At 74.6% G+C, this 25,029-nt stretch carries 22 protein-coding genes and 1 pseudogene; 13 read left to right on the top strand and 10 right to left on the bottom strand.

All coding sequences use genetic code 11. The features are described 5' to 3' along the window. The first annotated feature begins 22 nt into the window (after window positions 1-22). The 3 genes from ACFY6U_RS08230 (at window position 23) to pgm (ending at window position 2,934) form a co-directional block, all read left to right on the top strand. Window positions 23-244 carry a CbtB-domain containing protein gene (locus ACFY6U_RS08230; protein ID WP_293990680.1) on the top strand — a complete coding sequence of 74 codons (222 nt, stop codon included), beginning with the start codon at window positions 23-25 and terminating at the stop codon, window positions 242-244. 22 nt (window positions 245-266) lie between these two features. Further along, the gene (locus tag ACFY6U_RS08225) at window positions 267-1,022 is read left to right on the top strand and encodes a CbtA family protein (RefSeq protein ID WP_390035864.1); all 756 of its coding nucleotides are present in this window, start codon (window positions 267-269) and stop codon (window positions 1,020-1,022) included. A gap of 271 nt (window positions 1,023-1,293) precedes the next feature. Next, window positions 1,294-2,934 (top strand): phosphoglucomutase (alpha-D-glucose-1,6-bisphosphate-dependent), encoded by a 1,641-nt coding sequence (gene pgm, locus ACFY6U_RS08220; RefSeq protein WP_390035862.1) that lies wholly within the window; start codon window positions 1,294-1,296, stop codon window positions 2,932-2,934. A 27-nt stretch (window positions 2,935-2,961) separates the two neighbouring features. On the opposite strand, the gene ACFY6U_RS08215 is transcribed toward pgm, so the two are convergent. After that, a complete protein-coding gene (locus ACFY6U_RS08215; RefSeq protein ID WP_390035860.1) occupies window positions 2,962-6,288 on the bottom strand; it encodes a BTAD domain-containing putative transcriptional regulator in 3,327 nt (1,108 codons plus the stop codon). Between the two features lie 184 nt (window positions 6,289-6,472). Between ACFY6U_RS08215 and ACFY6U_RS08210 the strand changes: the two genes are divergently transcribed. Then, window positions 6,473-7,165, top strand: coding sequence for a hemerythrin domain-containing protein (locus tag ACFY6U_RS08210; RefSeq protein ID WP_390035858.1), 693 nt, complete (start codon window positions 6,473-6,475; stop codon window positions 7,163-7,165). 2 nt (window positions 7,166-7,167) lie between these two features. Further along, window positions 7,168-8,082 carry a pyridoxamine 5'-phosphate oxidase family protein gene (locus ACFY6U_RS08205; RefSeq protein ID WP_390035857.1) on the top strand — a complete coding sequence of 305 codons (915 nt, stop codon included), beginning with the start codon at window positions 7,168-7,170 and terminating at the stop codon, window positions 8,080-8,082. Here the strand turns inward: ACFY6U_RS08205 and ACFY6U_RS08200 are convergent. The 6 genes from ACFY6U_RS08200 to ACFY6U_RS08175 form a co-directional block, all read right to left on the bottom strand. Then, window positions 8,048-9,580, bottom strand: a complete 1,533-nt coding sequence (locus ACFY6U_RS08200; protein WP_390035855.1) for an alpha/beta hydrolase — start codon at window positions 9,578-9,580, stop codon at window positions 8,048-8,050. The two genes, ACFY6U_RS08205 and ACFY6U_RS08200, sit on opposite strands and share 35 nt — an antisense overlap. Further along, window positions 9,577-10,743, bottom strand: coding sequence for a serine hydrolase domain-containing protein (locus ACFY6U_RS08195; RefSeq protein ID WP_390035854.1), 1,167 nt, complete (start codon window positions 10,741-10,743; stop codon window positions 9,577-9,579). The genes ACFY6U_RS08200 and ACFY6U_RS08195 overlap by 4 nt, the downstream gene beginning before the upstream one ends. Window positions 10,744-10,965: 222 nt before the next feature. After that, window positions 10,966-12,252 (bottom strand): RNA polymerase sigma factor, encoded by a 1,287-nt coding sequence (locus tag ACFY6U_RS08190; RefSeq protein ID WP_390035852.1) that lies wholly within the window; start codon window positions 12,250-12,252, stop codon window positions 10,966-10,968. Further along, window positions 12,249-12,590: a YciI family protein gene (locus ACFY6U_RS08185; protein WP_390035850.1), complete on the bottom strand. Its 342-nt coding sequence runs from the start codon at window positions 12,588-12,590 to the stop codon at window positions 12,249-12,251. The genes ACFY6U_RS08190 and ACFY6U_RS08185 overlap by 4 nt, the downstream gene beginning before the upstream one ends. Then, on the bottom strand, window positions 12,587-13,321 hold the full coding sequence (locus ACFY6U_RS08180) for a nuclear transport factor 2 family protein (protein ID WP_390035848.1): 735 nt from the start codon (window positions 13,319-13,321) through the stop codon (window positions 12,587-12,589). Before ACFY6U_RS08180 ends, ACFY6U_RS08185 begins: the two co-directional genes overlap by 4 nt. A gap of 95 nt (window positions 13,322-13,416) precedes the next feature. After that, entirely contained in the window at window positions 13,417-14,763 is a 1,347-nt protein-coding gene (locus tag ACFY6U_RS08175) for an FAD-binding protein (RefSeq protein WP_390035846.1), read from the bottom strand. Window positions 14,764-14,944: 181 nt separating this feature from the next. On the opposite strand from ACFY6U_RS08175, the pseudogene ACFY6U_RS08170 reads away from it, so the two are divergent. The 8 genes and pseudogenes from ACFY6U_RS08170 to hypE all read left to right on the top strand — a co-directional run bounded on the left by ACFY6U_RS08170 (window position 14,945) and on the right by hypE (window position 24,177). Beyond that, window positions 14,945-16,198, top strand: a pseudogene (locus tag ACFY6U_RS08170) (acyltransferase family protein). A 20-nt stretch (window positions 16,199-16,218) separates the two neighbouring features. Further along, entirely contained in the window at window positions 16,219-17,889 is a 1,671-nt protein-coding gene (locus ACFY6U_RS08165; RefSeq protein WP_390035844.1) for an enoyl-CoA hydratase-related protein, read from the top strand. Beyond that, entirely contained in the window at window positions 17,886-18,467 is a 582-nt protein-coding gene (locus tag ACFY6U_RS08160; RefSeq protein WP_390035842.1) for a hydrogenase maturation protease, read from the top strand. Before ACFY6U_RS08165 ends, ACFY6U_RS08160 begins: the two co-directional genes overlap by 4 nt. 140 nt (window positions 18,468-18,607) lie before the next feature. Further along, the gene (gene hypB / locus ACFY6U_RS08155) at window positions 18,608-19,330 is read left to right on the top strand and encodes a hydrogenase nickel incorporation protein HypB (protein WP_390035840.1); all 723 of its coding nucleotides are present in this window, start codon (window positions 18,608-18,610) and stop codon (window positions 19,328-19,330) included. Continuing rightward, window positions 19,327-21,690: a carbamoyltransferase HypF gene (hypF, locus tag ACFY6U_RS08150; RefSeq protein ID WP_390035838.1), complete on the top strand. Its 2,364-nt coding sequence runs from the start codon at window positions 19,327-19,329 to the stop codon at window positions 21,688-21,690. The genes hypB and hypF overlap by 4 nt, the downstream gene beginning before the upstream one ends. 3 nt (window positions 21,691-21,693) lie before the next feature. Beyond that, window positions 21,694-21,996 (top strand): HypC/HybG/HupF family hydrogenase formation chaperone, encoded by a 303-nt coding sequence (locus ACFY6U_RS08145; protein WP_390035836.1) that lies wholly within the window; start codon window positions 21,694-21,696, stop codon window positions 21,994-21,996. Continuing rightward, a complete protein-coding gene (gene hypD / locus ACFY6U_RS08140) occupies window positions 21,993-23,120 on the top strand; it encodes a hydrogenase formation protein HypD (protein WP_390035834.1) in 1,128 nt (375 codons plus the stop codon). Before ACFY6U_RS08145 ends, hypD begins: the two co-directional genes overlap by 4 nt. A 67-nt stretch (window positions 23,121-23,187) precedes the next feature. Continuing rightward, window positions 23,188-24,177: a hydrogenase expression/formation protein HypE gene (gene hypE / locus ACFY6U_RS08135; protein ID WP_390036546.1), complete on the top strand. Its 990-nt coding sequence runs from the start codon at window positions 23,188-23,190 to the stop codon at window positions 24,175-24,177. A gap of 65 nt (window positions 24,178-24,242) precedes the next feature. On the opposite strand, the gene hypA is transcribed toward hypE, so the two are convergent. From hypA to ACFY6U_RS08120, 3 genes are read right to left on the bottom strand one after another with little or no spacing between them, the layout of a single operon-like run. Beyond that, the gene (gene hypA, locus ACFY6U_RS08130) at window positions 24,243-24,581 is read right to left on the bottom strand and encodes a hydrogenase maturation nickel metallochaperone HypA (RefSeq protein WP_390035833.1); all 339 of its coding nucleotides are present in this window, start codon (window positions 24,579-24,581) and stop codon (window positions 24,243-24,245) included. A 7-nt stretch (window positions 24,582-24,588) separates the two neighbouring features. After that, window positions 24,589-24,765, bottom strand: coding sequence for a hypothetical protein (locus ACFY6U_RS08125; RefSeq protein ID WP_390035831.1), 177 nt, complete (start codon window positions 24,763-24,765; stop codon window positions 24,589-24,591). A 34-nt stretch (window positions 24,766-24,799) separates the two neighbouring features. Beyond that, window positions 24,800-25,006 (bottom strand): hypothetical protein, encoded by a 207-nt coding sequence (locus ACFY6U_RS08120; RefSeq protein ID WP_093506980.1) that lies wholly within the window; start codon window positions 25,004-25,006, stop codon window positions 24,800-24,802. Window positions 25,007-25,029: the final 23 nt, after the last annotated feature.

Here is a 25,029-nt window from a genome sequence, read left to right as displayed (position 1 = left end):
AACTCCCAGAGGAGGTCCTGCCATGGCGCAGACCGTCGCTCCGCCGACAGCCAACACCCCCGCCGTTCCCGCCAAGCTGCCGCTGTCCGCGATAGCTCCCTGGGCGGTCTTCTTCGGCATCCTGATGCTGATCCTGCTCTACTTCGTCGGCGCCGAGCAGGGCGCCACCTCCGTGTTCAGCGGCACGGACGTCCACGAGTGGGTGCACGACGCCCGCCACCTGCTCGGCTTCCCCTGCCACTGACGCGAGGGACGCCGTACCCCCCATGAACTCCGCAACGGTCCGGAACCTCCTGGTGCGGGGCATGCTCGCCGGCCTGGCCGCCGGCCTGCTCGCCCTCGTCGTCGCCTACCTGCTCGGTGAGCCGAACGTCGACAAGGCGATCAGCTTCGAGGACGCCCACGCGCACGAGCACGAGATGGAGGTCGTCTCCCGCTCCCTGCAGTCCACCGCAGGCCTGGCCACCGGTGTCCTCGTCTACGGGGTCGCCTTCGGCGGCATCGCTGCCCTGGCCTACTGCTTCGCCCTCGGCCGCGTCGGCCGTTTCTCGGCGCGGGGGACGGCGCTGCTGCTGTCCGGCTGCGCCCTGGCCGCCGTGTACGTGGTGCCGTTCCTGAAGTACCCGGCCAACCCGCCGTCGGTGGGCGACCCGGACACCATCGGCAAGCGGACCACGCTGTACTTCCTGATGATGCTGCTCAGCGTGCTCCTCGCGGTCGCCGCCGCCATCCTCGGCAAGCGGCTCCAGCCGCGGCTGGGCACCTGGTGGGCGACCGTGCTCGCGGTGGCCGCGTTCGCGGTCGTCATCGGGCTGGCCTACCAGTTCCTCCCCGTCGTCAACGAGGTGCCGAAGGACTTCCCGGCCACCCTGCTGTGGCGGTTCCGGCTCTCGGCGCTCGCCATCCAGGCAGTGCTGTGGGGCGGATTCGGCCTGCTGTTCGGCGAGTTGGCCGAGCGCGTCCTCAACCCGAAGCCGGCGAAGGCGCCGGCCGCCGCGCGCACGGTGGCCGCTCCGCACTGACCGGCACCGCGCCACACCACGGCGACACCGAACGACACGAGAGGGCCCACCGGAACCGTCCGGGGGCCCTCCCGCGTTCGCTCACCTCGGCTACGAGCCGTGGACGGACGTCTTCGAACAGCGCCCGCCCGCCGCGGTACCCCTGCTGTGAACCGGTCGTGAACCCGCCGTGTCTTCGGCGCGCGGCCGGTGCCGTACTCGCGTTCGTGGCCGCTGACAAGGAAAGATGGGCGGCCAGCGATCGATCAACGACTGCGGAGGAAGTGGACTCATGCCGCATGAGCGAGCGGGCCGGCCGGCGGCTCCGGAGGACCTCGTCGACGTGGCCCGGCTGGTCACGGCCTACTACGCGCTGCACCCCGACCCGTCCGACCCGGGCCAGCGGGTGGCGTTCGGCACCTCGGGACACCGCGGATCGTCGCTGACGACCGCGTTCAACGAGGACCACATCGCCGCCACCAGCCAGGCCATCTGCGAGTACCGGAGCGGCCAGGGCACCGACGGCCCCCTCTTCCTGGGCGCGGACACCCACGCCCTGTCAGAGCCCGCCAAGGTCACCGCGCTGGAGGTCTTCGCCGCCAACGGCGTCACCGTCCTCGTCGACAGCGCCGACGGCTACACCCCCACCCCCGCCGTCTCGCACGCCGTCCTCACCCACAACCGGGGCCGCACCACCGGTCTCGCGGACGGCGTCGTGGTCACCCCCTCGCACAACCCGCCCGCCGACGGCGGCTTCAAGTACAACCCGCCCAGCGGCGGCCCCGCCGCCTCCGACGCCACCTCCTGGATCCAGGACCGCGCCAACCAGATCATCGCGGGCGGGATGAAGGACGTACGGCGCATCCCGTACGAGCGCGCGCTCGCCGCACCCACCACCGGCCGCTACGACTTCATGGGCGTCTACGTCGACGACCTGCCCAGCGTCCTCGACCTCGACGCGGTCCGGGCCTCCGGGCTGCGCATCGGAGCCGACCCGCTCGGCGGCGCCTCCGTCGCCTACTGGGGCCGGATCGCCGAACGGCACGGCCTGGACCTCACCGTGGTCAACCCGTACACCGACCCCACCTGGCGGTTCATGACGCTGGACTGGGACGGCAAGATCCGTATGGACTGCTCGTCGCCGTACGCGATGGCCTCGCTGATCGAGAAGCGGGACGAGTTCCGCGTCGCCACCGGCAACGACGCCGACGCGGACCGGCACGGCATCGTCACCCGCGACGCCGGCCTGATGAACCCCAACCACTACCTCGCCGTCGCCATCTCCTACCTCTACCGCCACCGCGAGCAGTGGGCGGCGGACGCCGGCGTCGGCAAGACCCTGGTCTCCTCCTCGATGATCGACCGGGTCGCCGCCGACCTCGGCCGTCAACTGGTCGAGGTCCCGGTCGGGTTCAAGTGGTTCGTCGACGGACTCGTCAGCGGTGCCATCGGGTTCGGCGGCGAGGAGTCGGCCGGCGCCTCCTTCCTGCGCCGGGACGGCTCGGTCTGGACGACCGACAAGGACGGCATCCTGCTCGCCCTGCTCGCCTCCGAGATCACGGCCGTGACGGACAAGACCCCGTCCGAGCACTACGCCGACCTCTCCGCCCGCTTCGGCGAACCCGCCTACGCCCGCATCGACGCCCCCGCCACCCGCGAGGAGAAGGCCCTCCTCGCCAAGCTCTCCCCGGCCCAGGTCACCGCCGAGACCCTGGCGGGCGAGCCGGTCACCGCCGTCCTCACGGAGGCTCCGGGCAACGGCGCGGCGATCGGCGGCATCAAGGTGACCACGGAGAACGCCTGGTTCGCCGCCCGCCCGTCCGGCACCGAGGACGTCTACAAGATCTACGCCGAGTCCTTCCAGGGTCCCGGCCACCTGGCCCGGGTGCAGGAGGAGGCCAAGGCGGTGGTGGACACCGCGCTCGGCGGCTGACGACGGGGGTGGCCCGGTGCCGGGTCGTCAGGTCGCGAAGGTGCGGCGGCGCGCCCGGGTCTCGGCCAGGTCCGCCGCGGCCCGGCGGGTGTCGGCCGCGAGGTGGGCCGAACCCCAGGCGAGCGCGGTGCGTTCGGCCAGCGCGTAGCCCTCGGCCGCCGCCCGGTCCTCGCCGAGCAGCCGGTGCAGGTCGGCGAGGGCGTGCGCGAGCGGTCGGCTCGCGTACGCCGCGCCCGCGGCGCCGGCCAGCTGCTCCCGCAGCGGCCGCAGGTGCCCGAGGAGGGCGGCCGCCGCGCCGTGGTCTTCGTGGAGTACGGCGAGCTGGGCGCGGAAGTCGAGCTCCAGGCCGTAGAGATGGTCCCGTGGCGGTTCCGCGGAGACGGGTACGGCCAGGGCCTCGTCGAGTCTGCCCTGGCGCGCCAGGACCAGCGCCCACGCCACCGCGACCTGGCCGGGCGCCGACTCGTACACCGCCCGGACCAGCGGCTCGACGTCGGCCGCACGCTCCTGGACCAGCCGCACGGTGATCAGCCCGAGCGTGCGCAGACCCGTGGCGTGGTGGGCGCCCACCCGCTGCAGCAGGGTGTCCGCCTCGGCATAGGCGGCCTCCGCCGCCTCGAAGCGCCCCGTCACGCAGGCCAGCATCGCCGAGGTCGCCGCGCTGAGCCCCTGCGCCCACACCAGCCGGTAGCGGCGGGCGAGGACCAGGCCCTCCACGGTGTGCCGGTGCACGGCGGCCGGGTCGTTGCGGGCGGCGGCCGTCATCGCGTCCAGGTTCTCGCAGACCCAGCGATAGGCGGGCAGGTCGTGGGCCTGGGCGAGGCCCCGCAGCTCGGCGGTGAGCGCCGGCCGGGTGCCGGTCCGGTTCTCGTGCGGCAGCAGCCGTGCCGAGGTCATCAACGCGGCGGCCATCAGCCGGGGTTCGCCGTCGGCACGGGCGAGGTCCAGCTGGGCGCGGGCCGCCTCCAGGGCCCGGGGCTGGTCCTCGGCGGCGACCGCGTCCACGAGGACCTGGAGGACCCGGGCCCGGGTCGGCCCGTCCAGCCCCGGATCGGCCGCGAGCCGTTCGAGGCGGGCCAGAGCGGTCCGGTCGTACGGCCCTTCGAGCCGGCTGCGCCAGGCCGCGGGCTCGGTCCAGGCCCCGTACACGGCCGCGACCAGGTCGCCGCGGTCGGCCTGCTCGGCGAGCTCCACCGCGCGCTGCCGGGTGCGCCGGGCCGCGTCGGTCGCACCGGTGCGCACCTGCGCGCCCAGCAGCCGTACCAGCAGCTCGATCAGCCGGTCGGGCGGAGTGTCGTCGCCCGTGGTCGCGGTACGGGTGTCGATCGCCTGCTGGATCAGGGCGACGGCGACGTCGTGGGCGTAGCGCCGCTCGGCGGCCTCGGCGGCGCGCAGCGCGTAGTCGATGGCGAGCGGGGCGTCGGCCGTGCTGCCGGAACGGGCGAAGTGGTGGGCCAGGGCGGTGAGTTCACCGGGCCGGTGGTGGCGCAGCAGGCGCGCGACGCGGGCGTGCAGCCGGGAGCGCCGGGCGCCGGACAGGTCCGCGTAGACGGTGTCGCGGACCAGGGCGTGCACGAACCGGACGCGGCCGGGCCCGGGTTCGGCGAGCAGGTCGGCGGCGAGCGCCGCGTCGAGACCCTCCAGCACCTGCTCCTCGTCCGCCTCGGCGGCATCGACGAGCAGGGCGACCTCGGCCTCCAGACCCAGCACGGCGGTGAGCTGTACCACGGACCGGGCTGCGGCGGGCAGCAGGGCGAGGCGCCTGCGCAGCACGTCGCGCACCCCCTGGGGGACCTCGGAGACCGCGACGAGGGCGCCCTCGTCGGCGAGCAGCCGGGCGCTCTCCAGGACGTAGAACGGATTGCCGCCGGTGCGTTCGGCGAGCGCCGCCACGGTCGCCGGATCCACGGGCGCGCCGCAGACGGCGTCCACCAGGGTGGCGGTGTCCTGGAGCGGCAGGCCGCCGAGCGCGATCCGGTGCGGGGCGTCCGGGGCGAGGTGGGCGAGGGTCTTGAGGAGGTGTTCGCCGACCTCGGCGGGCCGGTAACCGGCGACCGTGAGCAGGGGAACCCCGGTGACGGCGGCCGCCGCCTCGACCAGGGCGAGGGTCTCGGCGTCCGCCCGGTGCAGGTCCTCCAGGAGGACGGCGAGGGGCGCCTGGGAGGCCGCGGCGCGCAGCCAGTCGGCGAAGGCGCGGTGCATGCGGAAGCGGCCGGCGCTGGCCTCGTCGTCCCGGCTCGGGGCCGCCGTGCCCTGCGGCTCCCGCAGCAGCACCGCCAGCTCCTCGGGGCCGGTCGGCGGCACCTCGCGGGCGAGCGCGCCGAGCGCCTCCACCCAGGCCCAGGCGGGCGGTGCGCCCTCGTACTCGGGGCAGCGCCCGACCACCACCCGCCAGCCGGCCTCGCGCAGCCGGGCCGCGGCCCGGTCGAGGAACGCGGACTTGCCGGCGCCGGCCGCGCCCGTGACCAGCACCAGTCCGCCGCCCTCGCGGGCGGCCCGGGCCGCCCCGGCCAGGGCCCGCAACTCCCGGCCCCTGCCGACGAACAGACCGGGGCCGGTGCGCGCGGGGGGCTCGGCTACGGGCTCGGGCACGGCCGCGCGCAGCACGTCGAGCCGCCCGTTGAGCACCGCGTGCTCCAACTCCCGCAGGGCGGGCCCCGGATCGCAGCCGAGTTCGTCGCGCAGGACGGCTCCGGCCCGGCGCACCGCGGCGAGGGCGTCGGCCTGCCGGTCGCAGGCCCACTGGGCGAGCGCGAGCAGCCGCCAGCCCTCCTCGCGCAGGGGGCTGTCCCGGACCAGCGACTCGGCGTCGGCCGCGGCCTGTGCCGCCCGGCCGGTCCGCAGATCCGCGGCCACGGCCAGTTCCCGGGCCTCCGCGTGCAGCCCGGTCAGCCGGGCCACCTCGGCGGCGGCCCACTCCTCGTCCGCGTGCTCGGCGAAGGCAGGCCCCCGCCACCAGCCCAGCGCCTCGGCCAGCAGCTGCCGGGCCTCCTCGGCCGGGGCGGTACGGGCCCGCCCGACCCAGGTCTCGAACCGCCAGGCGTCCACCGCGTCCGCGGCCAGCCGCAGGGCGTACCCGGGCGCCACGGTGACCAGGACGGTGGCCGGCGCCCGCGGCGGCCGTCCCGGTTCCAGCGACCGGCGCAGGTTCGACAGATAGGCGTGCAGCGACACACCGGCCTTGGCCGGCGGCTCACCCCGCCACAGCGCGTCCGTCATCCGGTCCACCGGTACGACACCGCCCCGGGCCGCGATCAGCAGGGCCAGCACGGCGCGCTGCCGCGGGGCACCCAACTCGACCGGTGTCCCGGCGACTTCGGCACCCAGCGGACCCAGGACTCGCAAACGCAGCACGCCGCCGGAATCTACCCGAGCGCCGCGTCGATCCCGTCAACAGACGTTAAACGCGGGCTGGACGCGGCCGTGCCGCCGGGCCGGCCGCCGCACCCACCGCCAAGCCGGCCGCCAAGCGGACGCCAAGAGGGGTGGGCCACGGTGGGCGGCCGACGCAGACATCAGATCGTTGGAGCAAGCAAGCGTGTCCCTCAACAGCAGCCACGGCGCCCCCACCACCGCCGATCGTCCTCACACCCACGAAATGATCGTGGTCCACCGGGTGTTCCGCCGCGAGTCGGCGCTGCTGCCCCGGCTGGTGCGCGCCGTGCCCGACGGCGACCGGGCCCGTGCGGCGCGGGTCGCCGCCGCACTGCGCGACTACACCCTCGGCCTGCACCACCATCACCACGCCGAGGACGAACTGATCTGGCCGCTGCTGCGGGACCGGGCCGCCCACGACGAGGCGCTGGTGGACCGGATGACCGAGCAGCACGAGGCGATCGACCGCACCCTGACCGCCGTCGCCGAGTGGACGCCCGTGTGGGAGGGGTCCGGAGACCGGATACCCGCCGAGGAACTGGCGCTGGCCCTGGACGCGCACCGGATCGCGCTCCTTGAGCACCTCGACGAGGAGGAGCAGTCGCTGCTCCCGCTGGTCGCCGAGCACCTCACCGTCCCGGAGTGGGAACTGGTGGGACAACGCGGCCTGGAAGGGCTGCCCAAGAACAAGCGCATGCTGGCCCTCGGCGCGATCCTGGAGGAGGCCACCCCCGAGGAGAGCGCCTACTTCCTGGGCAAGGTCCCGCTCATCGGCCGGCTGCTGTGGCGGGCCGTCGGCCGCCGCCAGTACGCAGCCTACCGCCGCAGCATGCGTGCCCCGCTGGACGGAGAGTAGACATGGCCCTCCTCGACTCCGCCCCGCTCGACGTCCTCGACGCCTACCGGACCTGCGAGTTCGCCACCCTGGGCCGGGACGGCACCCCGCTCGCCTGGCCGACGGCCGTGCGCCGCCGCCCGGACGGGACGCTGCTGCTCAGCACCTCCCTGGCGTTCGCGCAGAAGGCCCTGAACATCCGCCGGGACGGCCGTGTCGCGCTGCTCTTCTCCGACCCCACCGGCAGCGGCCTGGAGAGGGCCCCGCAGATTTTCGTCGGCGGCCACGCCGAGTGCCCCGACGAGATCATGACCGGGCCGGAGGGCGCCGAGGACTACTGGCGGATGCTGTTCGAGCGGCAGCCGCACAGCAGGGCGTACGTCACCGCGCCGATGCGGCTGGTGATGGACTGGTACTACCTGCGCCTGCTGATCACCGTCACGCCGCAACAGGTCGTCGTACGGCCGCCGTTGCCGTTGTCCGCCGCGCCCGCGGCGCCGGCCGGTGAACTGGTCGGCGCCGAGCAGCTCGCCCGCTTCCCGACGGCGGTGCTCGCCGCACGCGACGCCTCCGGCGCGCCGGTACTGGCCCGGACCCGGCCGGTGCCCACGGGCGAGGGATTCGCCGTGGACGTACCGGCCGACTGCCCGGCCGCCGCGGGGCCCGCCGCCCTGCTGGTGCACCGGCACGACGAGCGCCTCAACCACATGCACAACGCGCTCGTGCGCGGCGAACTGCGGGCGGTCGGCACCGGATGGGTGCTGGCCCCGGGCAAGGTGGTGGAGCCGATGGGGTCGGGCCGCGTGAGTGACGCGGTGAGCGTGCTCCGCAGCACGAGGCGGGCCACCGACCGCTACCTGCGCCGGCGCGGCCTGCCCCGGCCCCGGGTGCGATGGGAGGAGTTCAGGGCGCTGGCACAGGACGCGCGGCGCAGGTGACGTCCGCCGCCGGCAGCCTGCCGGAGGCGAGGTACGCGTCGACCGCCGCGTCGGCGCAGGCACTGCCGTAGACCCCGAACACCGCGTGCTGGTCCGCGCCGTAGAGCGTCACCAGGCGGGAGCCGGGCCAGTCCCGGTGCACCGCCTGCGCGCCCGCGTAGACGGTACGCGGGTCGCCGGTCGCGTTGACGAGGAGGGCCGGCAGGTCGTCCCTGATCGTGGTCGGGCGCTCGCGCGGCGGGTCCCAGAAGGCGCACGGCCCGATGTTGTTGGTCACGGGACCGAACAACGGGTCCTGTGCGCGGGCCCGTCGGACGTCACGCCAGTACGTCTCCGGGTCGCGGGGCGCGGCGACGTCCCCGCACAGGATGGCCGTCTGCACACTGCCGTACGCCGACTCGGAACCGGTCAGCGTGAAGCCGAGCGTGTCGGCGAGCCACGGACTCGGGTCGACCGTCCCGCCGCGGGCCGCGTCCCGCAGGTCGCGGACGGCCGCCGCGAGGTCGCCGTACGCCGCGTCGTCGTCCTGCGAGAGGCCGCTGAAGACGACCATCGGAGCGACGCTCTCGTCCACCCGGTAGCCGCCCACCCGGAGCGGCGCGCGCCCGGCGGCGGCCTGGATCCGGTCCACGACGGCCAGCACCGCGTCCCGGCTGCGGCCCAGGCCGTACGTCGTGTCGCGGGCGGCGGCCCAGGCGGCCCAGTCCCGCAGCGCGTGCCGGTTGGCGGGCTCCGAACCGCGCAGCAGGCGGGGGCCGTAGCGGGCGGGGTCGACCACGCCGTCCAGCACGACCCGGTCCGTGCGGGCCGGGAACATGGTGGCGTACACCTCGCCCAGGTAGGTGCCGTACGAGTAACCGAGGTAGGAGATCCGCCGCTCACCGAGCGCCGCGCGGATCACGTCCATGTCCCGCGCGGTGTTCCGGGTGGTGACGTACGGCAGCACGTCGCCCTCGTACTTCCGGCAGTCGCGGGCGAGTTCCCGGGCGAAGGCGGTGGAGCGGTCGAAGCCCGCCCGGTCGTGCCCCGGGCCGCGGATCGCCGACCCCGTGGGCCAGTGGCAGTCCATGGCCGTGCTGCGGCCGACGAAACGGGGGTCCACGCCGACCACGTCGTACCGCTTGCCGGTGTCCTTCATCGCCTCGCGCACCCATGGCGGGTCACCGAGCGTCTGCCCGCCCGGGCCACCGCTGTTGAGCAGCAGCGCGCCGACGCGGTGGGCTTTGTCGGTGGCCCTGATCCGGGAGACGGCGACCGTGATCGTACGGCCGCCCGGGTCGTCGTAGTCCAACGGCACGGTGACGTCGGCGCATCGGGCGCCCGCCTTCTCGAGGTCCTTGCCGGTGTCGTCGTCGGGGCCGAGCACGCAGCTCTTCCAGGTGAGGTGCTGGTGGTGGTAGCGGGCCAGCGGGTCCGGGGCGCTGGTGGCGGCCGGTGCGGTGCCGAGGGCGAGAGCGCTCGCCAGGGCCAGGGCGGCGGTGGCCGCGAAGCCGGTCATGCGGGGGTCCTTTCGCTGTCGCAGAGGGACGTGTCGACGAGGTCCTGGAAGTCCAGTTCGGCCTGGAGGCTGTCCGGGACCTGGTTCAGGGCGACGGCCACGCTTCGGCCACCGGGGCCGACGGCGACCAGCACACGATGCCCGCCGGGCACGGTCCCGGCGTGCCCCCACCACACCCCGCCGCAGGACAGCGGCGACGAGATCAGCCCCAGGCCGTACCGGGCACCGGGCCACAGCCGGTCCGGATCGGCGGCCACCGTCCGCTCCATCTCGGCGAGTTGCGCCGCGGGCAGCAGCCGTCCGCCGAGCAGCGCGGCGGCGAACCGGGTGAGATCGCCCTGCGTGGAGACGAGGGCACCGCCGACCCCGCCGAAGGACATGTTCCAGTCGGTGCCGTCGGCGCGCCGTCCGTCGCCGGACGTGAAGTAGCTGTGGGAGTGAGGCCCTCGGAGACGGGTCGCGTCCCCCGGCCAGGAGGTGTCGTGCAGCCCGAGCGGCCGGATCACCCGGCGGCTGATCTCGTCCTCGGGAGCGTGCCCGGTGACCTTCTGGACGATCAGGCCCAGGACCAGGTAGTTGGTGGTGGCGTAGTGCCAGGACCCCTCCGGGCGGGGGAGTTGCAGCGCCCGCGCGATCAACTCGGCCGCCTCGAAGTGGCGGTACCGCAGCCGCTCGGGGTGCTCCCACTCCGGTGCGTCGAGATAGTCGGCCAACCCGCTGGTGTGGCACAGGAGTTGGCGTACGGTGATGCGCCGGCCGTCGTAGCCGTGGGCGTCGATCAGGCCGGGCAGGTAGCGGTCGACGGTGGCGTCGAGCGTGAGCCGGTGCTCGGCGGCGAGCTGCAGGACGACCGTCGCGGTGAACGTCTTGGTGACGCTTCCGACGCGCAGCCGGTCGGTGGCGTTCATCGGGCGGCCGGTGCGCAGATCGGCCGTACCGGCGGCCTCGGTCCAGCGCCCGCACGGGCCGTGGGCGAGCACCGAGGCTCCTGCGATGCGGTCGTCGGCGGTCAGCCGGGTCAGCGCCTCGCGGACGCCGTCCCGCGGACCGCAGCGCTCGGCCGCCGCCGGAGGCAACGACCGTGCGAGGGCCGCCGGGGCGGAGGCCAGCACGAGCGCCGCCACCGATGACGCCAGGGTGGATTTCAGGGAGAACCTTGCCATGGGTCATCACGCTAGGCACGGCCCGCCCCGCGATCACTCCGGTGGGCTGCCGCATCCACCGTGGGGGCAACCCCCGGCCTGGGCCTCGGGCGAACCCCCGGGCGCCCAAGCGGGTTTGGCGAAGTCCGCGGCGGTTCGGCAGCGCCCGAAGGGGCCCAGGAACTGCGCGACCAGCCACGACGGCGCGGCAGACGGCATGTCGCGGCAAACCCGGCGGAGCGCTCAGGCCGACCGGCACTCCGCGAGCCGCTTCGCCAGGAACCGGCGCTCCGCCGCGTTCTCCGCCAACTCCAGCGCACGCGCGTACGATTCGGCCGCCTCCCGGGTACGCCCCAGGCGGCGCAGCAGGTCGGCACGGGTCGCGGGCAGCAGGTGATAGCCCCTCAGGTCGTCCTCCGCCTCCAGCTCCGCCACCAGGGCGAGCCCCGCCTCCCCGCCCTCGGCCATGCCCACGGCGACCGCGCGGTTCAGCCGGACCACGGGCGAGGGAACGTACCGCTGGAGTTCGCCGTAGAGGCCGGCGATGTCGGCCCAGTCCGTGTCGGCGGCGGCCGGCGCGGTGGTGTGGCAGGCGGCGATGGCAGCCTGGATCTGGTACGGGCCGGGGCGGCCCCTGCGCAGCGCGCCGTCCAGGAGCGCGGTGCCCTCGTCGATCTCGGCGCGGTCCCAGGCCGTGCGGTCCTGGTCCTCCAGGGTGACCAGGTCGCCCGCCGCGTCCACCCGGGTGGCCCGGCGGGCGTCGTGCAGCAGCAGAAGCGCGAGCAGCCCGACGACCTCCGGTTCGTCGGGCATCAGACGGGCGAGCAGCCGGGCCAGCCGGATCGCCTCGGCGCACAGGCCGGTGCGCAGCAGGTCGGCGCCGGCCGTGGCCGCGTACCCCTCGTTGAACAGCAGGTACAGCACGCCGAGTACGCCCGTCGTGCGCTCGGGCAGCAGGTGCGCCGGCGGCACCCGGTACGGGATGCCGGCGTTGCGGATCTTCCGCTTGGCCCGCACCAGCCGCTGCGCCATCGTCGCCTCGGGGACGAGGAAGGCGCGCGCGATCTCGGGCGTGGTCAGCCCGGCGAGGGTGCGCAGGGTCAGCGCGACCCGGGCCTCGATCGGCAGCGCCGGGTGGCAGCAGGTGAAGACCAGCCGCAGCCGGTCGTCCGCCACGCCGCTGCCGTCCCCTCCGCCGAACGGGCCGTACGGATCGTATGGATCGAACGGGTCGTACGGCTCCTCGTCCCGTGCCAGCACCGCCGCCTCCCGCAGCTTCCTGGCCCCCACCGCCTCCCGGCGCAGCACGTCCAGGGCGCGGTTGCGGGCGGTCGTGGTCAGCCAGGCGCCGGGGCGGCCCGGCACTCCGTCGCCCCGCCACCGTTCCAGCGCCTGGGCGAAGGCGTCCTGCGCGCACTCCTCGGCGAGGTCCCAGTCGCCGGTCACCCGGATCAGGGTGGCGACGACCTGGGCCCACTCCTCACGGAACGCGGCGGCGACGGCCGCCTCGACCTCGTCCGTGGTGCTCACTCCCAGACCGGCCGGACCTCTACCGAGCCGCCGGCGAGCGCCGCGGGGTGCCGTGCGGCCAGCGCGATCGCCTCGTCGAGGTCGGCGACCTCGACGACGTCGAAGCCCGCGATGTACTCCTTGGTCTCGGCGAACGGCCCGTCGCTCAGCAGTACCTCGTCGCCCTGGACCCGCACGGTGGTCGCGTCGGCGCCGGGCCGCAGCCGGGCACCGCCCCTGACGACGTCACGGCCGCGCACCTCCTGGACGTACGAGGTGAAGCGCGGGTCCTCGGCGATCTCGGCGGGGCTCAGCTCCTCGCCGCCGACGGGCGTGCAGATGAACATGACGTACTTCATGACCGCTTCGCCTCCAGGGGCACCGAGACGTGTTCATGGGCGATCAGCCAGCTGAAACCGGTGTCCCGGTAGCCGGTGGTCGCACGCACCACCCGGTCCAGGGGCTCCCCGGTCACCCGGGTGCCGTGGATCCGGACCAGGGCGTGGCTGAAGGTGCTGCCCTCCCCGGGCCGCACGCGGAGTTCGAGCACCTCGCGGTGGACCGGCCCGGCCAGCCTCGCGAACCACGCCTCGACCGCCTTGCGCAGCGCGCCGATCCCCGACTGCACCTCCGCACCGGCCGGCCCGAAGACCTCCGCGTCGGGCGCGTAGCAGGCCACCATCCGGTCGACGTCCCGGTCGTGGGCGGCCGCGGTCAGTTCGGCGTCGAGACGGCGGACGGCCGTCTCCGCGTCCTCCATGAGCCCCTCGTCCCAGAACGGGCGCACCTCCATGGCCCCGATGGTGGCCACGGGGTGTGCGGCGGCGATCCGCACGGCCTCCTCCAGGCTGTCGCAGTCGACGACGTCGAACCCGGCCACGTACTCCTTGGTCTCCGCGAACGGTCCGTCGGTCCGCAGCACCTCGCCGTCCCGCACCCGCACGGTGACGGCCCGGTCCGGCAGCTGCAGCCGGTGGCCGTACAGCCGCGCCCCGCTCCGGACGCCGTGCTCCTCCACCCAGGGTTCGACCGGCGCCATCCCGGACGCGTCGGCGGTGTCGTCGCCGCAGACCAGCAGCATGTACTTCATCGTTCCTCCCGGTCCTCAAGAGCTTCCTACACCCCACCGACGAACGGCACCCCGCGCAATCGACACCCCGGGGCACGGAATTTCGGCGACGCCGTTCACCAGCCCATGCCGTGCCCCCGGCCCAGGACGTCCTGCGGGTCGTGGCGGCGCTTCGCCTCGGCCAGGGCACTCCACCGGCTGCCGTAGTGCTCCCGCCAGTCACCGGGGGACATCGGCAGCGCGTTGGCCGGATAGGCGACCGCGCCCTTCGCCCGCGCGTGCTCGTACGCCGTGCGGTTGGCGGCCACCATCGGGTCGGCCGTGCCCGGGGCGGCGGTGCGCAGCAGGGCGAGGAGATGGACGACCTCGCCGCGCGGGCGGCGGAACAGCGGGGCCCGCAGGGTGCGGGTGAGCAGGGGGTAGAGCAGGACCAGGCCGTTGTCGCGCAGGTCCCGGAAGCCCGGGGCGGCGAGGACGTCGGTCACGACGGACGCCGCGGTGTCCTCGGCGAGCAGGAGGTTCAGCCACGGGTGCGGGTGCAGCCACTCGCCGGTCGCGCGCAGGACCTCCTCGTCGGTGGCGACCCGGTTCGCGAACTCGGCGTATCCGAGGTCCTCGACCTCGGAGGCGACGAAGGAGAGGCCACCGAGGAGGGTCCGGTCGTCGGGCGGGGTCGCTCCTTCGTGGGCGGCCACCGCCTCCACCATGTACGTCCAGTCGTCGGCGGTGTCCTCGGTCGGGCGGGCCTGGCCTTCGAGGTGGGCGAAGCGCCGGTCCGTCGCCAGCAGGCGCTGGTCGGCCAGGTAGGCGTCGAGGACGGGGTAGTACAGGCAGTAGCGGCGGACCAGGGCGGGCGCGGGCACCAGGCGCAGGGTGGCCCGGACGATGACGGCCACCTGCCCCAGGCCGGCCAGGACCGCGTGGAAGAGGGCGCCGTGCCGTTCCGGCGAACAGACCAGGTGCTCGCCGGCGCCGGTCACCACCTCCAGCTCCAGCACGGAGTCCGCGACCAGGCCGTGCCGGTGACTCGCGCCACCCAGCCCGCCGACGCTCAGCACACCGCCGACACCGGCACCGAGGTAGTCGGTGAGGACGGGGGGCGCGAGCCCGTACGGCAGGGTCGCCGCGAGCACGTCCCGCCACAGCGCACCCGCCTGCACCTCCACCCGGTCCCCGGTCACCGGACCCACCGTGCCCAGCTCGCGCAGGTCGAGGACGATCCCGCCGCGCGCCTGCCCCTGGCCGTACATCGAATGACCGCCGGCCCGCGCCGCCACCGGGATCCCGCGCGGCCCGGCATACGCCAGCGCCTCCCCGACCCCGGCCGCCGACCGGGGCCGCAGCACGCCCAGCGGCGGTGCGCACACCAGGTGGCCGAAGTCCTCCGCGGCCTCCCGCAGGATCTCCGGGCGGGTGTCCAGCAGTTCCCGGAATCGTTCGGAGACACGGTCCGACGACGTCACGCGGCACGCTCCAAAGAGGGATCGGTCGGCACGGGCGCCCCCCATCCTCGCGTCACGTGCCCGGCGGACGGTCTCTGTTTCCCGCTCCGACGTCTGAACATCACGACGGGTTTACCCCGGGCGGATTCCGGAGAGCAGCGTGACCGGAGTACCGCCCCGTTCCCGCCGCTCCCCGAAGCACATGCCCCATGAGAGGTGTTCCGGTCTGTCCGGCTCCCGCGCCACAGCAACCACGGCCGTCACGTCGTCGCCCGTCGACACGGCCCCCGAGTCCACCGCGGACCGCACATCGGTCCCGCCGCCCCGCCCGGAGCCGCCCCGCCCGGCCCCGGCCATCCGCAGCGGCCCCCCGGCGGCCCGCCGGGACGCCTACTTCGACAACGCGAAGTACCTGGCGATCGTGCTGGTGGCCGTCGGGCACGCCTGGGAGCCGCTGCGCTAGGACAGCCGTACCGTCACCGCGCTCTACACGTTCGTGTACGCCTTCCACATGCCGGTGTTCATCGTCATCGCCGGGTACTTCTCCCGCAGCTTCGACGCGAGCCCGGCCCGGATCAGGCGGCTGGTCACCTCGGTCGCCGTGCCCTACGTGGTGTTCGAGGTCGCCTACACCCTCTTCACCCGCTGGAGCGACCACGCCCCGGACCGCGAGATCAGCCTGCTGAACCCGCTGTACCTGACCTGGTTTTTGGCGGCCCTGTTCATCTGGCGGCTGACCACGCCGATCTGGCGGCAGCTGCGGTGGCCGCTGCCCGTCGCGCTCGCCACAGCGATGCTCGCGAGCCTGTCGTCGTCCATCGGCACCGACCTCGACCTGCAGCGGGTCCTGCAGTTCCTGCCGTACTTCGTGCTCGGCCTGTACCTGCGGCCGGAGCACTTCAGCCTGGTGCGCCGCTGGAGCGTGCGGCTGTGCGCCGTGCCCGTCGTCTGCTGCGCCCTCGCCGTGGCGTACTGGTCGGTGTCGCACCTGGGCTACCGCTGGTTCTTCCACCGCGACAGCGCCGAGCAGCTCGGCGTGCCCGCCTGGTACGGGCCCGTCATGACCCTCGCCACCTTCGGCTGCTCCCTGGTGCTGGCCGCCTGCTTCCTCGCCTGGGTCCCGGGCCGCCGCACCTGGTTCACCGCCCTCGGCGCCGGCACCCTCTACGGCTACCTGCTGCACGGCTTCGTCGCGCAGAGCGCCAAGCCCGCCCACTGGTACGACCCGGACTGGATGCGCGGCCCGCTGGGCGCGGTGACCGCCGCCGTCGTCGCCGCCGTGGTGGTGACCCTGCTGTGCACGCCGCCCGTGCGCCGGGTCTTCCGGTGGGTGAGGGAGCCCGGGATGGAGTGGGCGTTCCGGACGCGGGAAGGGCGCCCGGAACAGGCGGGGAAGCACCGCGCGGCGCAGGACGGCCGGCGAAACGCCGCGCGGGTCCTTCCCGGGAGCCGCTGAAGCGGCGAATATGCCGCACCATGGACATTCTGCTCGTCGCAAGCGCGTTCAACAGCCTGTCCCAACGGGTCCACGCCGAACTCTCCGACCTCGGCCACCGGGTGGACGTCGTCCTGGCCGGCCAGGGCCCCGACGCCGTCCGCCGCGCCGTACGGGACCGGTGCCCGGACCTGATCGTCGCGCCGATGCTCAGGACGGCACTCCCGGAGGACGTCTGGCAGCTGCACACCTGCCTGATCGTCCATCCGGGACCGCTCGGCGACCGGGGCCCCTCCTCCCTCGACTGGGCCGTCGCCGAACAGGCTGCCGAGTGGGGGGTGACCGTCCTCCAGGCCGAGGCGGCCATGGACGCGGGCGCGGTCTGGGCGAGCGAGACCTTCTCGGTGGCGCCGGTCGGCAAGAGCGACCTCTACCGCAACGAGGCCGCCGACGCCGCCCTCACCGCCGTCCACCGGGCCGTACGACGGTACGCGGACGGCTCGTACAAGCCGCGCCCGCAGAGCGATCCCGCGATCCACGCCAAGGTCGTCTGGCGGGACGTCTTCCGGCAGGAGCGGCGGCGGATCGACTGGGCGGCCGACGACACCGCGACGGTGCTGCGCAAGCTGCGCGGGGCCGACTCGCAGCCGGGGGTGCTGGACGAACTCCGCGGCCGTGAGGTGTTCCTGCACGGCGGCCACCCGGAGGACGAACTGCGCGGAGAACCCGGCGAGTTGCTGGCGGCGCGGGCGGGCGCGGTCTGCCGGGCCACCCGCGACGGCGCCGTCTGGATCCCCGAGCTGCGCCCGCGCAGGAACTCCGGCGACCCGGCCCCCTTCCGCCGCCCCGCCACCGACGTCCTCGCCGCCCCGGACCTCCCCGAGAGCCCCGCCCCGCTGGAACTGCCCCCGCACCGCCGCACCTGGACCGACATCCGCTACCGGCAGCACGGCGACGTCGGCCTCGTCAGCTTCTCCTTCCCCGGCGGCGCGATGAGCACCGACCACTGCCGGCGCCTGCTCACCGCCTACCGGTACGCCCTCGCCCGGCCCACCCGGGTCCTGGTGCTCGGCGGCCGGCGCGACTTCTTCTCCAACGGCATCCACCTCAACGTCATCGAGGCCGCCCCGGACCCCGCCGAGGAGTCCTGGACCAACCTCGACGCCATGGACGACCTGGTCGAGGCCGTGCTGCGGACCACCGACCGGCTCGTCGTGGCCGCGCTCGGCGGCAACGCGGCGGCCGGCGGCGTCATGCTCGCCCTCGCCGCCGACGAGGTCTGGTGCAGGGCCGGTGCGGTCCTCAACCCGCACTACCGGCGGATGGGCCTGTACGGCTCGGAGTTCTGGACGTACTCGCTGCCCCGCCGCGTCGGCGCCGGCACCGCCCGGCGGCTGACGGAGGAGGCCCGGCCGGTCAGCGCCGCGGCCGCCGCCCGGACCGGGCTCGTCGACCGGCTGCTGCCGGTCCCCGCGCAGGGCTTCAGCGCCGAGGTCGAGCGGCTGGCGGCCGAGCTCGCCGGCACCGCGGATCTCGACCGCCGGATCGCAGCCAAGGCCGCGGCGCGCCGGGCCGACGAGGACGAACGGCCGCTCGCCGCGTACCGGAGGGACGAACTCGCCCGGATGCACGCCCTGTTCTTCGACCCGGACGCCGCCTACCACTCGCTGCGCTCCGACTTCGTGCGCAAGGTCCCGGGCGGTGTCCGGTGACGCGGCTGCTGGTGGCGGGCGTCGGTAACATCTTCCTCGGCGACGACGCGTTCGGCCCGGAGGTGATCCGCGCCCTGGAGCAGCGCCCGCTGCCGCCCGAGGCGCAGGTCCGGGACTACGGCATCCGGGGCATGGACCTCGCCTACGCGCTGCTCGACGGCTGGCCGGTGGTCGTGCTCGTGGACGCGGCGGCCCGCGGCGAGCGCCCCGGCACCCTCACCCTCGTCGAGCCCGAACTCCCCGACGGCCGCCCCGCGGCCCCGCCCGAGGCGCACGGCATGGACCCGGCGAAGGTCCTCGCCCTCGCCGCACACCTCGGCGAGGAGGCCCTGCCCCGTGTCCTGGTGCTCGCCTGTGAGCCCGGGGAGCTGCCGCGCGGCGACGAGGACATCGCCCCCGGGCTGAGCGCACCCGTCCGGGACGCGGTCGGCCGGGCCGTCACGGCGCTGCACACCCTGGTCCCGGCGCTGCTCGCGGACCCCCTGGCGACGCCCGCGTTGGACCGCCCGGAGGAATCCGCGGCCCCCGCCGCGGCCGGTCGCCCGCCGACAACCGCCACCGGCGCGGAGGATCGCTGAGCGGACCCGGTGAAGCCGGCTGCGGAACCGCGCCCCGTCGGGGGTGCGGGGCCGAACCGATGTGCGGCTACCGCCGCGCGGGCGCGTCCAGCCCGCACCGGCCCGCGGCAGACGAACGGCATCACCAGAGCGGAGTCCCCATGTGTCAGTCCGAGGAGGTCACCCGGGCCGTCCTGGCCAGGAACGACGGCCTGGCCGCGAGCCTGCGCAGCGACCTGGCCGCGCGCGGCGTCGGGGTGGTGAACCTGCTCTCCAGCCCCGGCAGCGGCAAGACCGAACTGCTCGCCCGGGTGCTGGCCCGGGCGGGGGAGCGGGGCGTGTCCGTCGCCGCCTTCACCGCCGACCTCGCCACCGAGAACGACGCGAAGCGCCTGGCCCGTTCGGGAGCGCCGGTGAAACAACTGCTCACCGACGGGCTGTGTCACCTGGAGGCCCGGCAGGTCCGCGGCCACCTGGAGGGCTGGCTGCCGCCGGACACCGCGCTGCTGTTCGTGGAGAACGTCGGCAACCTGGTCTGCCCGGCCTCCTACGACCTCGGCGAGCACCTGCGGATCGTGCTGATGGCGGTGACCGAGGGCGAGGACAAGCCCGCCAAGTACCCCACCGCCTTCGGCTCCGCGCACCTGGTCGTGCTCACCAAGACCGACCTCGCCGGACCGGCCGGCTTCGACGGGACCGCCTTCGCCGAGCAGGTGCGGCGGGTCAACCCCGGGGTGGAGATCGTGCGCTCCTGCGCCCGCACCGGGGAAGGCGTCGACACGATCCTGGAGCGGGTGCTCGCCGCACGGGACGGCGCCCCGGCGCACCGGCCGCCGCTCGCCCCGCACCCGCACGGCCACGTCCACGCCCCGACCGCCTCGTGACGGCGCCCACGACGACGGCGGCGGTCCGCCGACGCGTCACGGTGCGCGGGACCGTACAGGGCGTGGGTTTCCGCCCGTACGTCCACCGGCTGGCCGCCGACCTGGCGCTCACCGGGTTCGTCAGCAACACGGCCGGCGGGGTGCTCATCGAGGTCGAGGGCGCGGCGGCCGGCGTCGAGCGGTTCTGCGCGCGGCTCGCCGGTGAGCCGCCGCCGCTGGCCACCGTGACGGCCGTGGCCGTCGAGGAGGTACCGGCCACCGGGGCCGAGGACGGTTTCACCATCTGCGCCACCGAGCAGTCCGCGCCGGGCCGCACCCTCCTCCCGCCCGACACCGCGACCTGCGCCGACTGCCTGCGTGAACTGGCCGATCCGGCCGACCGCCGGCACCGCCACCCCTTCATCACCTGCACCCACTGCGGCCCCCGCTTCACCATCGCCACCGGCATGCCGTACGACCGCGCGGTCACCACCATGTCCGGCTTCCCCATGTGCCCGGCCTGCACCCGGGAGTACGACGCCCCGGCCGACCGCCGCTTCCACGCCCAGCCGGTGGCCTGCCCGGAGTGCGGCCCCCGGCTGCGGCTGGTGCCCGCCGCCGGCAGCGGGGTGAGAGCCGCCCGCGACGGTGACGCCCTCTCACGGGCGCGAGAACTGCTCGCCGACGGACGGGTCGTCGCCGTGAAGGGCGTCGGCGGCTACCACCTGGCCTGCGACGCCTCCGACGCCCGGGCCGTGGACACGCTGCGCACCCGCAAGGCGCGCGGCGACAAGCCGTTCGCGGTGATGTGCGCGGACCTCGCCGAGGCGGAGCGGATCGCCGAGGTCGGGACGGCCGAGCGGGCCGCGCTCACCAGCCCCCGGCGCCCCATCGTCCTGCTCCGCCCCCGCCCCGCCGCCGGGCTCGCCCCCGGCGTCTGCCCCGGCAGCCCGCACCTCGGCGTCATGCTGCCGTACACGCCGGTACACACCCTCCTCTTCGGCCTCCCCGGCGACCCGCCCGGCCCCCGCGTCCTGGTCATGACCAGCGGCAACCGCTCGGGGGAGCCCATCGTCACGGACGACGACGAGGCGCTGACCCGGCTGTTCGGACTGACCGACGCCTGGCTCGCCCACGACCGGCCCATCGCCTCGCCGTGCGACGACTCGCTGCTGCGGGTCCGCGCCGACGGCACCGAGCAGGTCCTGCGCCGCTCCCGCGGATACGCGCCCCGCCCGCTGCGCCTGCCGGTCCCGGTGCGGCCCGCACTCGCGGTCGGCGGCGACCTCAAGAACGCGCTGTGCGTCGGCGAGGGCGACCTGGCCTGGTTCGGGCCGCACATCGGCGACATGGGCGACCTGGCCACCCTGGAGGCGGCCGTCCGGGCGGAACGGCACGTGCGCCGGCTGACCGGGATCCGCCCCGAAACCGTCGCCGCGGACCGCCACCCCGGCTACCACTCGACCGCCTGGGCCCGCCGCCGAGCCACCCGACTGGCGCTCGGCAGACCGGTGCTCGTCCAGCACCACCACGCCCACATCGCCTCCGCCATGGCCGAGGCGGGTCTCGACGGCACCACACCCGTCATCGGCGTCGCCTTCGACGGCACCGGCTACGGCGAGGACGGTACCGTCTGGGGCGGTGAGGTGCTCCTCGCCGACTACACCGGCTTCCGGCGCCTCGCCCACCTCGCCCCGGCACCGCTGCCCGGCGGGGACGCGGGCGTCGCCAACCCGTGCCGGACGGCACTGGCCCGGCTGTGGGCGGCAGGCCTGCCCTGGGACGCCGACCTGCCCAGTGTCGCCGCCTGCTCCCTCGACGAACTCCGTTTGCTGGAGAGGCAGTTGCCGAGCCAGGTCGGCTGCGTGGCCACCTCCAGCATGGGGCGCCTCTTCGACGCCGTGTCCTCCCTCGCGGGCGTGTGCCACCGCGCCGGGTACGAGGCCCAGGCCGCCCTGGAGCTGGAGGCGCAGGCCTGCGCGGCCTGGGGCACGGAGCCGGCCGCGTACCCCTTCGGCGACCGCTTCGACCCGGCCCCGGCGCTGCGCGCGATCGTCGCCGACCTGCGGCGCGGCACTCCGGTGCCGGTGATCGCGGCCCGCTTCCACCGCGGGGTGGCCCGCGCCGTCCTGGACCTGTGCCGCGGGGCGCGCCGGGCCACCGGGCTGACCACTGTCGCCCTCACCGGAGGCGTGTTCGCCAACGCGCTCCTCGAAGACGCGAGCGCGGACCTGCTGCACGGCGCCGGATTCACGGTCCTGCGGCACGGCGAAGTCCCGCCGAACGACGGCGGACTGGCGCTCGGGCAACTGGTGGTCGCGGCCCACGGGCAGCGACCCGACGACGACCGACGCAAGGCAGTCAGCGACGAGACGGAGTGACCCATGTGTTTGGCAGTGCCCGGCAGAGTCGTGAGCATCGACGACACCGCCGATCCGCTCACCGGCCTGATCGACTTCGGCGGGGTGCAGAAGCAGGCGTGTCTGGAGTACGTGTCGGACGTCAAGGTCGGCGAGTACGTCATCGTCCACGTGGGCTTCGCCCTGCAGCGCCTCGACGAGGAGTCGGCCCTGGCCTCCCTCCGGCTCTTCGAGGAACTGGGGCTCCTGGAGGAGGAGTTCGGCGACGCCTGGCAGCAGGCGGCCCGTCAGGCGGCCGAGGAGACCGAGGGGAGCGAGGCCCGGTGAAGTACCTCGACGAGTTCAACGACCCCAAGCTGGCCCGCCGGCTGCTGGACGAGATCCGGGCCACCGCCACCCGGCCCTGGGCCCTGATGGAGGTGTGCGGAGGCCAGACGCACTCCATCATCCGGCACGGCATCGACCAACTCCTCCCGGAACAGGTCGAGCTGATCCACGGGCCGGGCTGCCCGGTCTGCGTGACCCCGCTGGAGTGCATCGACAAGGCACTGGAGATCGCCGCCCGCCCCGACGTGATCTTCTGCTCCTTCGGCGACATGCTCCGCGTCCCCGGCACCGACCGGGACCTGTTCCGGGTCAAGGGCGAGGGCGGTGACGTCCGCGTGGTCTACTCGCCGCTCGACGCGCTCCAGCTCGCCCGCCGCCACCCGGACAGGCAGGTGGTGTTCTTCGCCATCGGCTTCGAGACCACCGCCCCCGCCAACGCCATGGCCGTCCACCAGGCCAAGCGCCTCGGCCTGGCCAACTTCACCCTCCTGGTCTCCCATGTCCGGGTCCCCCCGGCCATCGAGGCCATCATGACCGCCCCCGCCTGCCGGGTGCAGGGCTTCCTGGCCGCCGGACACGTGTGCAGCGTGATGGGCATGGCCGAGTACCCCGAACTCGCCGAACGGCACCGGGTCCCCATCGTCGTCACCGGGTTCGAACCCCTCGACATCCTGGAGGGCATCCGCCGCACGGTGGGCCAGCTGGAGCGCGGTGAGCACCGGGTGGAGAACGCCTACGCCCGTGCCGTGCGCGCCGACGGCAACCAGGCCGCCGTCCGCATGATCGAGGAGGTCTTCGAGGTCACCGACCGCTCCTGGCGCGGCATCGGCCGCATCCCCGCCAGCGGCTGGCGGCTGAGCGAGGCCTACCGCGACTTCGACGCCGAGCACCGCTTCGACGTCACCGGCATCCGCACCGAGGAACCCGCCGAGTGCCGGGCCGGCGAAGTCCTGCAGGGGCTCATCAAACCCACCGACTGCGCGGCCTTCGGCACCACCTGCACCCCGCGCACCCCGCTCGGCGCCACCATGGTCTCCAGCGAGGGCGCCTGCGCCGCCTACTACCTCTACCGCCGGATGAACGAACCGGCGCTCCCGCGCGAGGAGATGAACCCCGTTGGCTGAGCAGACCGTCGTCGACCCCGCGAACTGGAGCTGCCCGGCGCCGATCCGCGACCAGCCGGTCGTGGTGATGGGCCACGGCGGAGGCGGCGCCCTCTCCGCCGAACTGATCGAGCAGATCTTCGCCCCCGCCTACGGCAACGCCCTGCTCGCCGGGATGACCGACTCCGCCGTCCTCCACCTCGGCGGCGCCCGCCTCGCGCTCTCCACCGACTCCTACGTCGTACGGCCGCTGTTCTTCCCAGGCGGCTGCCTCGGCGACCTCGCCGTCAACGGCACCGTCAACGACCTGGCGATGAGCGGCGCCCGGCCCGCCTACCTCTCCGCCGCCTTCGTCCTGGAGGAGGGCGTCGAGCTGGCCGTCGTCGAACGCATCGCGCGCGCCATGGGCGCGGCCGCCGAGACGGCCGGAGTCACCATCGCCACCGGCGACACCAAGGTCGTAGAGAGCGGCCACGGGGACGGGGTGTACGTCACCACCGCCGGCGTCGGCCTCGTCCCCGAGCGGGTCGACATCCGGCCGCAGCGGGCCCGGCCCGGCGACGCCGTCATCGTCAGCGGACCGATCGGCCTGCACGGCGTCGCCGTGCTCAGCGTGCGCGAGGGGCTGGAGTTCGGCGTCGAGATCGCCAGCGACACCGCGCCGCTGGCCGACCTGGTCGCGACCATGCTGGACGTCACCCCCGACGTCCACGTCCTGCGCGACCCGACCCGCGGCGGCCTGGCCGCCTCCCTGAACGAGATCGCCCGTGCCTCGGGAACCGGCGTACGGCTCACCGAGCGCGCCCTGCCGGTACCGGAGGCGGTCGCGAACGCCTGCGGGTTCCTCGGCCTGGACCCGCTCTACGTCGCCAACGAGGGCAGGCTCGTGGCCTTCGTCCCGCCGACGGACGCCGACGCGGTGCTGGAGGCGATGCGCTCCCATCCGCAGGGGGCCGGCGCGACCCGGATCGGGGAGTGCGTGACCGAGCACCCCGGCATGGTCGTGGTGGCGACCGGACTCGGCGGCACCCGGGTCGTCGATCTCCCGCTCGGGGAGCAGCTCCCGCGCATCTGCTGAAGACATCTCCCGAAGACAGGGCGACGACTCCGCCGGTGCCCGGGGTGTCCCGGACACCGGCAGGGTCATTCGACCGCGGTGATCTCCAGCTCCCGGCCGCTGCGCAGCTCGGTGGAGGGACGGTCGCAGTGCGGGCACCAGAAGAACGGCGGCATGCCCACGGCGAACTCCTCGGCGCACGGCTCGCACCAGGCCCGCGCGGTCACCTGCTCGACCACCAGCCGGGCCCCGGCGAGCGCGGTGCCGTCGCGGGCCACCTCGAAGGCGAAGTCCAGGGCGTCGGGGACGACCCCGGACAGTTCGCCGACCCGGACGGTCACCGCACAGACGTGGTCCGCGCCGTCCGCCCGGGCCCACTCGTCGGCCTGCTCCACGATCGCGGTCGCGATCGACAGCTCGTGCACGTCCGGCTCACGGATACCGGTGACCGGCGCGCAGCCCGCCGGCGATCCGCCAGATCCTCATCTCACGCATCATGCTGGGGATCTCGGTGACGAACAGCGCCACCAGCAGCGCGCCCACCACGGCGACCTCGGCGGTCAGCACGCGCTGGGCCGCCGTACCTGTTCTCTTGCGTTGCATCTTCATGCGGGAACTCCCTGTCGTTCTGGGTCGCTCTGGGTCATCCGGGCGGGATGTTCGGCATCACGTCCAGCAGCACGTCGTGCCGCTTCCAGTGGATGTTGGTCGAGCGCCGCGCGTCGGCGGTGCCGTCCGGGTGGTGTCCTGTCTGCTTCGTGTAGGGGCCCCTGTTGCCCTGGTGCATGCCGGGCACGTGGGACGGCGTGTCGGGCCTCGCCTGGGCGCGGCCGACTCTGATGCTGCCCATGGGGTTCTCCTTCCTGAGCCTTC

Origin of the sequence: Streptomyces sp. NPDC013157 (assembly GCF_042899865.1) — a bacterium.
Classification (GTDB): Bacteria; Actinomycetota; Actinomycetes; order Streptomycetales; family Streptomycetaceae; genus Streptomyces.
This window is presented reverse-complemented; position numbering and strand designations above follow the sequence as displayed.

Coding starts and splice junctions, on each gene's coding strand:
- ACFY6U_RS08230 (WP_293990680.1), top strand. CDS start 23: ATGGCGCAGACCGTCGCTCCGCCGACAGCCAACACCCCCGCCGTTCCC.
- ACFY6U_RS08225 (WP_390035864.1), top strand. CDS start 267: ATGAACTCCGCAACGGTCCGGAACCTCCTGGTGCGGGGCATGCTCGCC.
- pgm (WP_390035862.1), top strand. CDS start 1,294: ATGCCGCATGAGCGAGCGGGCCGGCCGGCGGCTCCGGAGGACCTCGTC.
- ACFY6U_RS08205 (WP_390035857.1), top strand. CDS start 7,168: ATGGCCCTCCTCGACTCCGCCCCGCTCGACGTCCTCGACGCCTACCGG.
- ACFY6U_RS08200 (WP_390035855.1), bottom strand. CDS start 9,580: ATGACCGGCTTCGCGGCCACCGCCGCCCTGGCCCTGGCGAGCGCTCTC.
- ACFY6U_RS08195 (WP_390035854.1), bottom strand. CDS start 10,743: ATGGCAAGGTTCTCCCTGAAATCCACCCTGGCGTCATCGGTGGCGGCG.
- ACFY6U_RS08185 (WP_390035850.1), bottom strand. CDS start 12,590: ATGAAGTACGTCATGTTCATCTGCACGCCCGTCGGCGGCGAGGAGCTG.
- ACFY6U_RS08180 (WP_390035848.1), bottom strand. CDS start 13,321: ATGAAGTACATGCTGCTGGTCTGCGGCGACGACACCGCCGACGCGTCC.
- ACFY6U_RS08165 (WP_390035844.1), top strand. CDS start 16,219: ATGGACATTCTGCTCGTCGCAAGCGCGTTCAACAGCCTGTCCCAACGG.
- hypB (WP_390035840.1), top strand. CDS start 18,608: ATGTGTCAGTCCGAGGAGGTCACCCGGGCCGTCCTGGCCAGGAACGAC.
- ACFY6U_RS08145 (WP_390035836.1), top strand. CDS start 21,694: ATGTGTTTGGCAGTGCCCGGCAGAGTCGTGAGCATCGACGACACCGCC.
- hypE (WP_390036546.1), top strand. CDS start 23,188: ATGGGCCACGGCGGAGGCGGCGCCCTCTCCGCCGAACTGATCGAGCAG.
- ACFY6U_RS08125 (WP_390035831.1), bottom strand. CDS start 24,765: ATGAAGATGCAACGCAAGAGAACAGGTACGGCGGCCCAGCGCGTGCTG.
- ACFY6U_RS08120 (WP_093506980.1), bottom strand. CDS start 25,006: ATGGGCAGCATCAGAGTCGGCCGCGCCCAGGCGAGGCCCGACACGCCG.